We start from the raw sequence: 12,625 nt of genomic DNA, 5'->3' as shown, positions 1-12,625 counted from the left end.
CATGGTTTCCGCTGATCGTCGCATCGTTGTGGCCATTGCGCTGTTCACCGTGCTGCTGGCGTTGTTCCCGCTGTTGCTGAGCGAGGAATCCTTCGTCTGGGTGTTTTCGGAGTCAGGACCCTTCGAGCGTCTGTCCGAACCCGCCTGGATCGTCACCGCGCTGATCGTGATCTTCCGCATCCGCCCGCTCGGTCCGCGTGCCTGGGCCTTCGCGCTGCTGTGCCTCGCGTTCGCCGCGCGCGAGGCCGACTGGCACAAGGCTTTCACCGGCGAAAGCTTCCTGAAGAACAGTTTTTATCGCGATGCCGCGCGACCGATCGAGGACAAGCTGATCTGCGGCGCCATCGCACTCGTGCTGATCGGGCTGCTGCTGTATGCCGGTTTCACCATCGCGCGCTTTCTTTTCATTCGTGGCGGCTGGCGCTCCCGCTCGGGTGGCTGGCTGCTCGCCGGCACTGCGCTGGTGGTCATCGGCAAGGTACTCGACCGCCTGCCGGCGACACTGTCGGTCGATTACGGCATCGAGCTCGGCCCGATGGTCAGGCTGTATGCCACGGCGTTCGAGGAAGGCATGGAAATGATCCATCCGATGATCCTCGGCTGGTCGGTCTGGATCAGCCAGTTCGAGCGGCGCTACCTGTCCTAGTCGAGGCCACGGAGTGGATGGTTCCCCCATGGCGCCCTGCACCGGCAGGTCGCGCCTTCCCGACAGTGTCCAGACCGGCCCGCACGATCACCTTGCAGCGCTGATCGCGCGCCGCGCGCGCGGCGAATTCCGCAAGCCGGTCGCCGCCTTCAGTGCTGCGGCGTTCGCCAGTTTTACGCGCACCTGCGATCCGGCCCGTGCGCTGATCGTCGACAGTTGCTGCGGTGTCGGCGAAAGCACGCGGCACCTGGCGGAGTGTTTTGCCGACCACTTCGTGCTCGGCGTTGACCAGTCGTCCGACCGCTTGTCGCGTGCCCCTGCGCTGCCCGGCAACGCGATGCTTCTGCGTGCCGACATGACCGACATCTGGCTGCTGCTGCAGCGCCACGCCTGCCGCCCGGCGCGTCAGTACATGCTCTATCCGAACCCGTGGCCGAAGATCGGCCAGCTGGCGCGACGCTGGCCGGCGCATCCGGTTTTTCCGGTTGTGCTGGAGTTGGGCGGCATCATCGAGTGCCGCAGCAACTGGCGCATCTACGTCGAAGAGTTCGCGCTGGCCGCGCGGCTGATCGCAGGCCGCGAAGCGGAAGTCGAGAGCTTCACGAGCGACGCACCTGTGACGCCGTTCGAGCGCAAGTACCTGGCGAGCGGACACGCGTTGTACCGCTGCGTGCTGAATGCGGATGCTGCTTCATGAGCGGGCGGCGGACGTGTAATGCGGCCGGACCGGTCGCCCGGGCCACAATGACGCGACGGTGATCTGTTGGGCATCGCTGCGCTCACCCCAACCTACGGGTCGTCCGCGTTTGTGGGGTAGGTTGGGGTGAGCGCAGCGATGCCCAACAGACAAGGCGACATCGTTTCCGGCCGCGCCCCGCGGCTCGAAGTAGGTTGGGGTGAGCGCAGCGATGCCCAACAGGCAACAGGCGGCCCACCGGACCGCGTACTCAGAGCAGGATCAGTGGCTCGGGCTCGAGCGTCACGCCAAAGCGCGCGCGTACGCTGGCCTGGATGTCGGTGGCAAGGCCGAGCAGGTCGGTGGCGGAGGCCTCTCCATGGTTGACCAGCACCAAGGCCTGCCTGTCATGTACGCCGGCGTCGCCGCGCCGCGCGCCCTTCCAGCCGCACTGCTCGATCAGCCAGGCAGCCGCGAATTTCATGGCGCCGCGCGCTGCCGGGTAGTGCGCTGCATTCGGGTGGGCGGCGAGCAGGCGGGCCGCGTCGGCAGCGGGCAGTACCGGATTGCGGAAGAAGCTGCCCGCGTTGCCCAGTACAGCCGGGTCGGGCAGCTTGGCGCGGCGCACCGCGCACACCGCGTCGAACACGTGCTGCGGCGTCACCTGCGTGACGCCGCGCGCGGCCAGTTCGCGTTGCAGGTCGGCGTAGTCGCAGCGCACATGCGCTTCGGTCGTCAGGCTGAAGGCCACGCGGGTGATGATGGCGCGCTGCGCCAGCTCGCGCTTGAACACGCTGTCGCGGTAGCCGGCACGGCATTCGGCGGCACTCAGGCGCAGCCAGCGGCGGTCCACCATGTCCCAGGCGTCTACGTGGTCGATGCGATCGATCAGTTCGACGCCGTAGGCCCCGATGTTCTGGACGGGTGCGGCACCGACGGTGCCCGGTATCAGCGCGAGGTTTTCAAGTCCGTGCCAGCCGTGCGCCAGCGCGCAGACGACCCAGTCGTGCCAGTTTTCGCCCGCAGAGACCGAAACCAGCACGTCGGTGCCGGTGCGCGCCAGGACGTCGATGCCGCGCGTGCGCATGTGCAGCACCGTGCCGTCGACATCCCGTCCGAACACGATGTTGCTGCCGCCGCCGAGCACCAGCACCGAGCCGCCAGCGGTACGTGCCGCCTCGGTCAGCGCCGGCAGGTCGGCAGCGTCATCAACCTGCTGCAGTCGCGCAGCGCGTGCCGGCAGGTGCAGGGTGTTGAGGTGACGCAGGTCGGCGTCGGTCTTGGCGGGCGGGATCATGGTGCGCCGGTCGGAAAGGGCAGCGCGAGTATAGCCAACAAGCCTGTCATCCGGACTCGACGGACGACCTTGGCGGGTAGTCGAATAAAAGATATCATATATAAGACTTGAACCGCCCGGTCGCGCGCTGCCATTGCAGTGCGCCATGCGGGTTTGCGAATGGCGGCAGCTCACGGTATCGCTGTGTGGCGGCCGGTTCGCATCGGTACAGGCCGCGGATTTTCTGTCCGTGTCTTCGTGCGACGCACCATCGAGCCGGTGTGTCGTTCTATGATGCGAAATACCCGTCCACCGGAGGAACCACCGTGCTTGAAGCTTATCGTGCCCATGTTGCTGAACGCGCCGCGCTCGGCATCCCGCCGCTGCCGCTGACTGCGAAGCAGACTGCCGAACTGATCGAACTGCTCAAGGCGCCGCCCGCAGGCGAGGAAGCCACGCTTGTCGAACTGATCACCCACCGCGTGCCGGCCGGCGTGGACGATGCCGCCAAGGTGAAGGCGAGCTACCTGGCTGCCGTGGCGCACGGCACTGAAAAGTGCGCGCTCATTTCGCGTGCCAAGGCGACCGAACTGCTGGGCACGATGCTCGGCGGCTACAACATCAGCCCGATGATCGAATTGCTGGACGATGCCGAGGTCGGCGCCGTGGCTGCCGAAGGCCTGAAGAAGACGCTGCTGATGTTCGACCAGTTCCACGACGTGAAGGACAAGGCCGACGCCGGCAACGCCAATGCGATCGCCGTGATGAAGAGTTGGGCCGACGCGGAGTGGTTCACCAGCCGCCCGGAAGTGCCGAAGTCGATCACGCTGACCATCCTGAAGGTGACCGGCGAAACCAATACCGACGACCTGTCGCCGGCACCGGACGCCTGGAGCCGCCCGGACATTCCGCTGCATGCGCTGGCCATGCTGAAGAACACCCGTCCGGGCATCACGCCGGAAGAAGACGGCAAGCGCGGCCCGGTCAAGTTCATCGAATCGCTGCGCGCCAAGGGCAATCTGGTGGCCTACGTGGGTGACGTGGTGGGTACCGGATCGAGCCGCAAGTCGGCCACCAATTCGGTGCTGTGGTTCACCGGCGAAGACATCCCTTTCGTGCCGAACAAGCGTTTCGGCGGCGTCTGCCTGGGCAGCAAGATCGCCCCGATCTTCTACAACACGATGGAAGATGCCGGCGCGCTGCCGATCGAGCTCGACGTGAGCCAGATGGACATGGGCGACGTGATCGAACTGCGTCCTTACGAAGGCAAGGCGCTGAAGGACGGCAAGGTGATCGCCGAATTCACCGTCAAGTCCGATGTGCTGTTTGACGAAGTGCGCGCCGGTGGCCGCATTCCGCTGATCATCGGGCGCGGCCTGACGGCCAAGGCGCGCGAGGCGCTGGGCCTGGCACCGTCGACGCTGTTCCGCCTGCCGCAGGTGCCGGCCGATACCGGCAAGGGCTATTCGCTGGCGCAGAAGATGGTCGGCCGCGCCTGTGGCCTGCCCGAGGAAAATGGCAAACAGCGGGGCATGCGCCCCGGCACCTACTGCGAACCGAAGATGACGACGGTCGGCAGCCAGGACACCACCGGCCCGATGACGCGCGACGAACTGAAGGATCTGGCCTGCCTCGGCTTCTCGGCCGATCTGGTGATGCAGTCCTTCTGCCACACCGCCGCCTATCCGAAGCCGGTTGACGTGAAGATGCACCGCGAACTGCCGGCCTTCATCAGCACGCGCGGCGGTGTTGCGCTGCGCCCGGGCGACGGCGTCATCCACTCGTGGCTGAACCGCCTGCTGCTGCCGGATACCGTCGGTACCGGCGGCGACTCGCACACCCGTTTCCCGATCGGCATTTCCTTCCCGGCCGGTTCCGGTCTGGTCGCCTTCGCCGCCGCCACCGGCGTCATGCCGCTGGACATGCCGGAATCGGTGCTGGTGCGCTTCAAGGGCACGATGCAGCCCGGCATCACGCTGCGCGACCTGGTGCATGCCATTCCGCTGTATGCGATCAAGGCCGGTCTGCTGACGGTCGAGAAGAAGGGCAAGAAGAACATCTTCTCCGGCCGCATCCTGGAGATCGAAGGTCTGCCGGACCTGAAGGTGGAACAGGCGTTCGAGCTGTCGGACGCGTCCGCCGAACGTTCGGCCGCCGGCTGCGCGATCAAGCTGAACAAGGAGCCGATGATCGAATACATGAATTCGAACATCGTGCTGATGAAGAACATGATCGCCAACGGCTATCAGGACGCCCGCACGCTGGCCCGCCGCATCAAGGCGATGGAAGCCTGGCTGGCCGATCCGAAGCTGCTGGAAGGCGACGCCGATGCCGAGTATGCGGCGGTGATCGAGATCGATCTGGCCGACATCAAGGAACCCATCGTCTGCTGCCCGAACGATCCGGACGATGCGAAGTTCCTGTCCGAAGTGCAGGGCCAGACCATCGACGAAGTGTTCATCGGCTCGTGCATGACCAATATCGGCCATTTCCGCGCGGCGTCGAAGCTGCTAGAAGGCAAGCGCGACATCCCGGTCAAGCTGTGGATCGCGCCGCCGACCAAGATGGACGCGGCCGAGCTGACCAAGGAAGGCCATTACGGCGTGTTCGGCGCCGCCGGTGCGCGTACCGAAATGCCCGGCTGCTCGCTGTGCATGGGCAATCAGGCGCAGGTGCGCGAAGGCGCGACCGTCATGTCGACCTCGACCCGCAACTTCCCGAACCGTCTCGGCAAGAACACCAATGTGTATCTGGGTTCCGCCGAGCTGGCCGCGATCTGCTCCAAGCTGGGGCGCATCCCGACCGTCGCCGAGTACCACGCCGACATGGGCGTCATCAACAAGGACGGCGACAAGGTGTATCGCTACATGAACTTCGACCAGATCGAGGAATACGCGGAAACAGCGAAGGAAGTCACGGCCTGATCCTGCGCCCGGCGCAGTGACTGACCGAAGGCCCGCCGGACATCCGGCGGGCCTTTTTCATGCCGCATGCGTGCCAGCATGCACGGCACGGCGCACGCATGGGCGGGGCGTCACTCATGTTGCGCTGCGACGGAGCCGCTAACACGTGATCGCATTCGTTACGGCCGCGGCCGGGCTCGCCATGTCTCCGGAAATCCTGCACCTCGACGTGCTGCTGGTGGAACCTTCACCCACGCAGATGAAAATCATCCGTGAACGGGTCAGCGGCCTGGGCATCGCGCAGATACGCGAAGCCGACGGGATGCAGTCGGCGCTCGCTGCCATGCAGCACAAGCTGCCCGACGTGGTGATCAGCGCACTCTACCTGCCCGATGCTGACGGTACGGATCTGGTGCAGACAATGCGCTCGACCGAGGCGCTGCAGCATGTCGCCTTCGTTCTGGTGTCGAGCGAAACACGGCCGCAGGCGCTCGATCCGGTCCGCCAGTCGGGCGTCTGCGGCATCCTGCCCAAGCCCTTCTCCGACGCGCAGTTGCGGCGTGTACTCGAGGCGACGGCGGATTTCCTGGCCGAGGGTGAAACGGACGATGCCGACATCGATTTCGAGTCGTTGCGTGTGCTGCTGGTCGACGACAGCGGGAACGCGCGCCGCTTCATGCGCCGGGTGCTCGAGAATATCGGCCTGCGCGACTTCGTCGAGGCGGAGAACGGCCTTGAGGCGGTCGCCCATCTGGACAAGACGATGTTCGACCTGATCGTCACCGACTACAACATGCCGGAAATGGACGGCCGCGCGCTGGTCGAGTACGTGCGCCAGCAGAGCTGGCAGGCGTCCGTACCCATCCTGATGGTCACCAGCGAATCGGACATGAGCCGGCTGGCGGCCGTCGAACAGGCGGGCGTGTCTGGCATCTGCGACAAGCCTTTCGAAGCGACGTCGATTCGCTCGCTGCTGCGACGCGCGCTGTTGCAGCCAGGTTGATGGCATCGTCTTACCGGAGAGTGCAATGGAAACCTTGATGTCGGTGTTCCAGGTCAGCCTGGGTGTTGCGCTGGTCGTCGGGCTGGTGCTGTTGCTGCTGTACCGCTACATCCAGGACAGCACGCAGACAAAGCACACCATCCTGCGCAACTACCCGGTGGTGGGTCACCTGCGCTACTTCTTCGAACAGCTGGGCGAATACTTCCGGCAGTACTTCTTCCTCGGCGACCGCGAAGAGATGCCGTTCAATCGTGCCACCCGCGGCTGGGTGTACCGGCTGGCGAAGAACGAGGGCGGCATCATCGGCTTCGGCTCGACCTATTCGCTGCACGAGCCCGGCGCGCTGATCTTCGTCAATGCGCCGTTTCCGGTGCTCGACGAGGACCGCGAAACCACGCCGCCGCTGATACTGGGCAACGGTTTCTGCGACAAGCCCTTCACCGCGCGCTCCATCGTGAACGTCAGCGGCATGAGTTTCGGTGCCATTTCGGCACCTGCCGTGCAGGCACTGTCGCGTGGCGCAGCCCAGGCAGGGTGCTGGATGAGCACCGGCGAGGGCGGACTGTCGCCGTATCATCTGGAAGGGAATTGCGACGTCATCCTGCAGATCGGCACCGCCAAGTACGGCGTGCGCGATTCACAGGGCCTGCTGTCGGAGGCGAGGCTGCGCGAGCTGGCGGCGATCGAATCGGTGCGCGCCTTCGAGATCAAGCTGTCGCAGGGCGCCAAACCGGGCAAGGGCGGCGTGTTGCCGGCAGCCAAGGTGACCGCGGAGATCGCGCGCATCAGGGGCATTCCGCAGGGTGTCGATTCGATCAGCCCGAACCGGCATCCGGAAGTGTCTAACGTCGAACAGCTGCTCGATCGCATTGCGCTCATCCGCGATGTCACCGGCAAGCCGGTCGGCATCAAGACGGCGCTCGGCGGCTGGCACTTCATGAACGATCTGTGCGAAGCCATCCTGCGCCGCGGAATCGCGGCGGCACCGGATTTCATTGCGATCGACGGCGGCGAGGGCGGTTCGGGGGCGGCGCCGCAGGCGCTCGCCGATCATGTGGCGCTGTCGATCGACGAAGCGCTGCCGCGTGCGGTCGACGCACTGATCGAAGCGGGGCTGCGCGAGCGGGTGAAGGTGATCGCCGCCGGCAAGCTGGTCACGTCGGCACGCGCCGCGTGGGCCTTGTCGGCCGGGGCGGATTTCGTCAATACAGCGCGCGGCTTCATGTTTTCGCTTGGCTGCATCCAGGCTCTGCGCTGCCATTCGAACAGTTGCCCGACCGGCATCACGACGCACAACCCCAAGCTGCACCGCGGGCTCGACGTCACGGACAAGGCGGCCCGGGTAGCCAACTACTGCCTCAACATGAATCAGGAGATCGACATGATTGCCCACTCGTGCGGGCTGCGCCATGCGCGGGAATTCCGTCGCGAGCACACGCGCATCGTGCAGCCGAACGGCCAGAGCACGGCGCTGAATATGCTGTATCCCTACCCGGTGGCGCGGAGCGCCTGAGCACGCGGCGCGCCCTCCGGCGCGCCGCGTGGCATGAAATTACTTCTTCAGCGTGCTGCCCGCGCGTTGGAGACCGCCTTCGTAGATGCCGATGATCACCTTCTTCGCTTCTTCATCACTGGCGCCGCTGGCATCGAAGGTCGATGACCACTTCACCAGCGTCTTGCCTTCGCCGGCAGCGCTCAGCGCCAGCGTCGCCACGTAATTCTTCACCGGCAGCGGGCTGCTCAGGATGGTGTAGGTATAGGTGTGCTTGACGCCGCTGTAGGCGGTCAGCTTTTCCTCGATCTTGGCGCCATTGCCGAGTGTCAGCGTGCGCGTTGCACCGGCCTTGATGCCCGCTCCCTTCATGGTGCTGGACGCCACCGCCGGGTGCCACACGTCGAGCCCGTTGAAATCGCCGACCAGTTTCCAGACGGTGTCGGGCGAACCATCGACCGTGGCTTCGCGTTCCACCGACAACTTGCCGGCAGCGACGCTTATTGTGGCGATCAGCATCAGGCTGGTGCCGGCGACGAAGGTGCGAAAGGCGCTCATCAGTTGTTCCCTTTTTTGAAGTTCGGATCGGAGCGCCGGATGGCGCTGCCGCGGATTATCGGCTGCATCTGCAGCAAGGTGACGAACTATTCCCGTCAGGCGGTGATGCAGCGTCGCTGCAGCGCGTCGGCAGTCGTCGCGGCCAGTTCGCGCAGCATGCGTTCGGTGGTCGTCCAGTCCACGCAGGCGTCGGTGACCGAGCAGCCATAGCGCAACTGCGAAAGATCGGTCGGAATCGGCTGGTTACCGGCTTCGAGGTGGCTTTCGATCATGACGCCGACGATGGAGCAATTGCCATCGCGAATCTGTGCGGCCACGTCGGCCAGCACGAGCGGCTGCATTTCGGGCTTCTTGAACGAGTTCGCGTGCGAACAATCGACGACGATATTGGGTGGCAGCTCGGCCCGGAGCAGCGACTGTTCGGCCAGCTTCACGCTGACCGAATCGTAATTCGGGCGCCCGGCACCGCCGCGCAGCACGAGGTGGCCATGCGGATTGCCGCGCGTGCGGATGATGCTGGAGCGGCCATAGCGACTGATGCCGAGGAAGCTGTGCGGCCGTGACGCCGAAATGATGGCGTTGATCGCGGCGTCCAGATCGCCGTCGGTCGCGTTCTTGAAGCCGACCGGTGTGGACAGCCCGCTGGCCATTTCCCGGTGCGTCTGCGACTCGGACGTGCGCGCTCCGATCGCCGTCCAGGACACCAGATCGCCCAGGTACTGCGGCGAAATCGGATCGAGCGCCTCGGTGGCGGCCGGCAGGCCCAGTTCGGCGATATCGAGCAGGAAGCGGCGTGCCCGGCGCATGCCTTCCTCGATGCGGAAACTGTCGTCCATGAAGGGGTCGTTGATGTAGCCTTTCCAGCCGGTCGTCGTGCGCGGCTTCTCGAAATAGACGCGCATCACGATCAGCAGGCTGCCCGCCAGTTCCGAGGCCAGGACACGCAACCGCCGCGCGTACTCCATGCAGGCGACCGGATCGTGCATCGAACACGGACCGACCACCACCAGCAGCCGCGAATCGCTGCGTTCGAGCACGCTGCGCACGGCGGCGCGCCCGTCATTGACGCTGTGCGCGGCGGCAGCGCTCAGCGGCAGATCGTTCTTGATGTCGACCGGTGCGGCCATCACACCGAAACTTTCGATGCGCCCGTCCTCAAGTGAGCTGTCGCTGTCCATGTCCGTCCTCCCCGGTAGCACCGGACAGTGAACGCCCGCGCGGGCATCAAGTCAATCGGCCATGCCGCCGCATCAGGGCAGTGCCGCGTCGCCGGCCGCCGTGCGGGTGCCGTTCCAGCGCACGCGGTAGATCGCGTTCGCATGGTCGTCGGATACCAGCAGGCTGCCGTCCGGCAGCTCCAGCACATCCGCCGGGCGGCCGAGCACGGCATCGTTGCGGCCGAGGAAGCCTTCGATGAACGGCGTATAGCTGACCACCTTGTTGCCCTCGAGCCGCGCCATCATCACCCGGTAGCCATCCGGCTTGCTGCGGTTCCACGAACCATGCTCGGCGATGAACAGAGCGTTGCGGTACTCGTCCGGAAACTGCGGGCCGCCATAGAAACGCATGCCGAGCGGCGCCACATGGGCACCCAGATTCAGCGCGGGTGCCGTGTAGTCGCTGCAGGATTTCCCCTGTCCGAACTCCGGATCGGCAACGCTGCCGCCGTGGCAGTACGGATAGCCGAAGTGCTGACCCGCCTTCGCGACGCGGTTCAGTTCGCACGGCGGCGTGTCGTCGCCCATCCAGTCGCGGCCGTTGTCGGTGAACCACAGTTCGCCGCTTTTCGGGTGCCAGTCGAAGCCGACCGTGTTGCGCACGCCGCGCGCGAACACTTCGAGCCCGCTGCCATCCGGATTCAAGCGCATGATGTTCGCGTAGCCGTCCTTGTCGCGGTCACAGATGTTGCAGGGTGCGCCGACCGGCACATACAGCTTGTCGTCCGGCCCGAAGGCGATGAATTTCCAGCCATGCGCCTTGTCCGACGGGAAGCGGTCGCTGACCAGCACCGGCGCCGGCGGTGCGTCGAGCCGCTTGTCGATACCGGGCAGTTTGACGATGCGGTCGACGGCCGATACGTAGAGGTCGCCCTTGCGCCAGGCCACGCCGACCGGCATGTTCAGACCGCTCGCGACCTTTACCGGGGCCCCGGCGGCCATGGTGCGGCTGTCGTACGGCACCGCGCTGACGTGGCCCTTGCGCGACCCGACATAAAGCCGGCCCGCCTCGCCCAGCGCCATCGCGCGAGGATTGTCGACCTTGGCCCACAGTTCGATGCCGAAGCCGGGTGGCACGCTGAGATGCTGCGGGGCTTGCTGCGCGTGGGCGACGACAGGGCTCAGCGCGAAGGCGCAGGCGGTCAGCAGGGTTCGGATCATCGGGTTCTCCTGGAGCACAATCGGCACGGTGGTTCCGGATCGACCGATGCGGTCGCCCGGCGTTCCGCACAATGATTCCGTCGAAAACGGAAGAAGAAGGACAAGCAATGAAGCTGGTGAGCTGGAACATCCAGTGGGCGCGCGGTTGCGACGGTCGCGTCAGCACCGGACGCATCGCTCGCGCGCTGAACGATTTCGCCGATGCCGACGTGATCTGCCTGCAGGAGGTCGCACGCGGCCACGACGATTTGCCCGGTCTGACCGGCGACGATCAGGTGGCGCAATTCGCCGCGCTGTTTCCCGGTCACTCGCCGATCTTCGCCCCCGGTGCCGACAGTCTGCGCCCGGATGGGACGCGCAGGCAGTTCGGCAACCTCACGCTCAGTCGCCTGCCGGTGCTTGCTGCCTGGCGACATCTGCTGCCGTGGCCGGCAGACGGTGCCGTCCCGAGCATGCAGCGCGCGTGCGTCGAGGTCGTGCTCGACGGCCCGGCCGGTACTTTGCGCGTGCTCAACACCCACCTCGAGTACTACTCACGGCTGCAGCGCCTGGCGCAGATCGAGGCGCTGCGTGCCCTCAACGCCGAGGCGCAGGCCCATGCGAAGGCGCCGCCGGCGGCGAAGGCATCGGACGGCGCCTTCGCTGCGGTGCCCAGGCCGGCAGCCGCCCTTTTGTGCGGCGACTTCAACTGCGAGCCGGGAAGCGACGAATACATGCGTCTGGTTGCGCCGGGTGCGTCCCCCGAGGCGCGCTGGCACGACTTGTGGCAGCACTGTCACGGCACGGTGGCGCATGCCGACACGGTCGGGCTGCATGGCTGCGACTGGCCGGGGCGTCGCTTCTGCTGTGATTTTGCGTTGGCCACCGCACCGCTGCTGCCGCGGGTGCAAGCGGTGGAAGTCGATCAATCCACCGCTGCGTCGGACCACCAGCCGGTCTGGGTCAAGCTCGCCGACTGATTCACTGTTCCGGCCTCAGGCCCGATCGTCCGGTTCCAGCATGCGTTCGATCTGGTCGATTCGGTCGCGCAACAAGAGTTTGCGTTTCTTCAGGCGGCGCAGAAGCAACTCGTCGCTGGCCTGGGCGGCATGAAGATCGGCGATTGCCTGATCGAGGTCGCGGTGCTCGATGCGCAGCAGCTCGAGCGATGCGCGCAATTCGTCTTCTTCCATGGACGGGGCCGAATCATGACAACGGGCGCGCGGCCTGCGCCGTTAAGGGATGGTGGATGTTAGGAGCGTGCCGCAACCGACGCAAGATCCCTTCAGCGCCGGGCCCCGCGGCCGTTAAATCACTTGAAAGGCGGCAGGATTGCCCCACCTGCATTGCAGGAGTACTGCAATGCCGCATCGAACGGCCGGACAACCGTCAGGCTGCAAGCTGGTGAGCCGCACAAGCCAAGGAGAGACATCATGCACATCATGTTCAACAATCCGCTGGTTTACGTGGTCGAGTATTCGGGTCTGGAAGCGGTCGAAGTCATCGACAAGCGCGTCGGGCGTGGCGCCCTGATCCGTGATGATGCAGCGAAGCGCTTCCGCGAGGAACTGAAGGCCCTGGTCGACCACGAGGTCGATCATGAAGTCGGTCCGGAAGCGTTCGACGCTTTCATGGTGCCGTGGGAAGCGTTGTTGACCCAACCGGCGATCTATCACTGATTCGGTAAGATGCGTGCTCGTCCAACGAGCACGCG

At 65.4% G+C, this 12,625-nt stretch carries 12 protein-coding genes; 7 read left to right on the top strand and 5 right to left on the bottom strand.

The window, feature by feature from the left end:
- The first annotated feature begins 1 nt into the window (after position 1).
- Positions 2–646, top strand: coding sequence for a hypothetical protein (locus NMQ16_RS13885; protein WP_257081401.1), 645 nt, complete (start codon positions 2–4; stop codon positions 644–646).
- Between the two features lie 28 nt (positions 647–674).
- A complete protein-coding gene (locus tag NMQ16_RS13880) occupies positions 675–1,343 on the top strand; it encodes a tRNA (guanosine(46)-N(7))-methyltransferase TrmB (RefSeq protein WP_257081400.1) in 669 nt (222 codons plus the stop codon).
- Between the two features lie 250 nt (positions 1,344–1,593).
- On the opposite strand, the gene murB is transcribed toward NMQ16_RS13880, so the two are convergent.
- Positions 1,594–2,619, bottom strand: a complete 1,026-nt coding sequence (gene murB, locus NMQ16_RS13875; protein ID WP_257081399.1) for a UDP-N-acetylmuramate dehydrogenase — start codon at positions 2,617–2,619, stop codon at positions 1,594–1,596.
- Between the two features lie 305 nt (positions 2,620–2,924).
- On the opposite strand from murB, the gene acnB reads away from it, so the two are divergent.
- The 3 genes from acnB to NMQ16_RS13860 all read left to right on the top strand — a co-directional run bounded on the left by acnB (position 2,925) and on the right by NMQ16_RS13860 (position 8,017).
- On the top strand, positions 2,925–5,522 hold the full coding sequence (acnB, locus tag NMQ16_RS13870; protein ID WP_257081398.1) for a bifunctional aconitate hydratase 2/2-methylisocitrate dehydratase: 2,598 nt from the start codon (positions 2,925–2,927) through the stop codon (positions 5,520–5,522).
- A 145-nt stretch (positions 5,523–5,667) separates the two neighbouring features.
- Positions 5,668–6,504 carry a response regulator gene (locus NMQ16_RS13865; protein WP_257081396.1) on the top strand — a complete coding sequence of 279 codons (837 nt, stop codon included), beginning with the start codon at positions 5,668–5,670 and terminating at the stop codon, positions 6,502–6,504.
- Positions 6,505–6,529: 25 nt separating this feature from the next.
- A complete protein-coding gene (locus NMQ16_RS13860; RefSeq protein WP_257081394.1) occupies positions 6,530–8,017 on the top strand; it encodes an FMN-binding glutamate synthase family protein in 1,488 nt (495 codons plus the stop codon).
- Between the two features lie 39 nt (positions 8,018–8,056).
- Here NMQ16_RS13860 and NMQ16_RS13855 read toward each other — a convergent pair whose 3' ends face one another.
- From NMQ16_RS13855 to NMQ16_RS13845, 3 genes are all read right to left on the bottom strand, one after another.
- Complete coding sequence (locus NMQ16_RS13855; protein WP_257081392.1) at positions 8,057–8,554, bottom strand: SRPBCC family protein; 498 nt, start codon at positions 8,552–8,554, stop codon at positions 8,057–8,059.
- Between the two features lie 95 nt (positions 8,555–8,649).
- Complete coding sequence (locus NMQ16_RS13850) at positions 8,650–9,732, bottom strand: 3-deoxy-7-phosphoheptulonate synthase (protein ID WP_257081391.1); 1,083 nt, start codon at positions 9,730–9,732, stop codon at positions 8,650–8,652.
- Between the two features lie 72 nt (positions 9,733–9,804).
- Positions 9,805–10,932 carry a sorbosone dehydrogenase family protein gene (locus tag NMQ16_RS13845; protein WP_257081390.1) on the bottom strand — a complete coding sequence of 376 codons (1,128 nt, stop codon included), beginning with the start codon at positions 10,930–10,932 and terminating at the stop codon, positions 9,805–9,807.
- A gap of 107 nt (positions 10,933–11,039) precedes the next feature.
- On the opposite strand from NMQ16_RS13845, the gene NMQ16_RS13840 reads away from it, so the two are divergent.
- Complete coding sequence (locus tag NMQ16_RS13840) at positions 11,040–11,891, top strand: endonuclease/exonuclease/phosphatase family protein (protein ID WP_257081389.1); 852 nt, start codon at positions 11,040–11,042, stop codon at positions 11,889–11,891.
- A 15-nt stretch (positions 11,892–11,906) separates the two neighbouring features.
- Here NMQ16_RS13840 and NMQ16_RS13835 read toward each other — a convergent pair whose 3' ends face one another.
- Positions 11,907–12,104: a DUF465 domain-containing protein gene (locus tag NMQ16_RS13835; protein ID WP_069037891.1), complete on the bottom strand. Its 198-nt coding sequence runs from the start codon at positions 12,102–12,104 to the stop codon at positions 11,907–11,909.
- Positions 12,105–12,344: 240 nt separating this feature from the next.
- Between NMQ16_RS13835 and NMQ16_RS13830 the strand changes: the two genes are divergently transcribed.
- Complete coding sequence (locus NMQ16_RS13830; protein WP_257081388.1) at positions 12,345–12,590, top strand: DUF3567 domain-containing protein; 246 nt, start codon at positions 12,345–12,347, stop codon at positions 12,588–12,590.
- Positions 12,591–12,625: the final 35 nt, after the last annotated feature.

This window comes from Methyloversatilis sp. XJ19-49, from assembly GCF_024580145.1.
GTDB lineage: Bacteria > Pseudomonadota > Gammaproteobacteria > Burkholderiales > Rhodocyclaceae > Methyloversatilis.
This window is presented reverse-complemented; position numbering and strand designations above follow the sequence as displayed.

Bases quoted from the DNA above. Each gene is read 5' to 3' on its own strand.
- NMQ16_RS13885 (WP_257081401.1), top strand. From the start codon at position 2: ATGGTTTCCGCTGATCGTCGCATCGTTGTGGCCATTGCGCTGTTCACC.
- NMQ16_RS13880 (WP_257081400.1), top strand. From the start codon at position 675: ATGGCGCCCTGCACCGGCAGGTCGCGCCTTCCCGACAGTGTCCAGACC.
- murB (WP_257081399.1), bottom strand. From the start codon at position 2,619: ATGATCCCGCCCGCCAAGACCGACGCCGACCTGCGTCACCTCAACACC.
- NMQ16_RS13860 (WP_257081394.1), top strand. From the start codon at position 6,530: ATGGAAACCTTGATGTCGGTGTTCCAGGTCAGCCTGGGTGTTGCGCTG.
- NMQ16_RS13855 (WP_257081392.1), bottom strand. From the start codon at position 8,554: ATGAGCGCCTTTCGCACCTTCGTCGCCGGCACCAGCCTGATGCTGATC.
- NMQ16_RS13850 (WP_257081391.1), bottom strand. From the start codon at position 9,732: ATGGACAGCGACAGCTCACTTGAGGACGGGCGCATCGAAAGTTTCGGT.
- NMQ16_RS13845 (WP_257081390.1), bottom strand. From the start codon at position 10,932: ATGATCCGAACCCTGCTGACCGCCTGCGCCTTCGCGCTGAGCCCTGTC.
- NMQ16_RS13840 (WP_257081389.1), top strand. From the start codon at position 11,040: ATGAAGCTGGTGAGCTGGAACATCCAGTGGGCGCGCGGTTGCGACGGT.
- NMQ16_RS13835 (WP_069037891.1), bottom strand. From the start codon at position 12,104: ATGGAAGAAGACGAATTGCGCGCATCGCTCGAGCTGCTGCGCATCGAG.
- NMQ16_RS13830 (WP_257081388.1), top strand. From the start codon at position 12,345: ATGCACATCATGTTCAACAATCCGCTGGTTTACGTGGTCGAGTATTCG.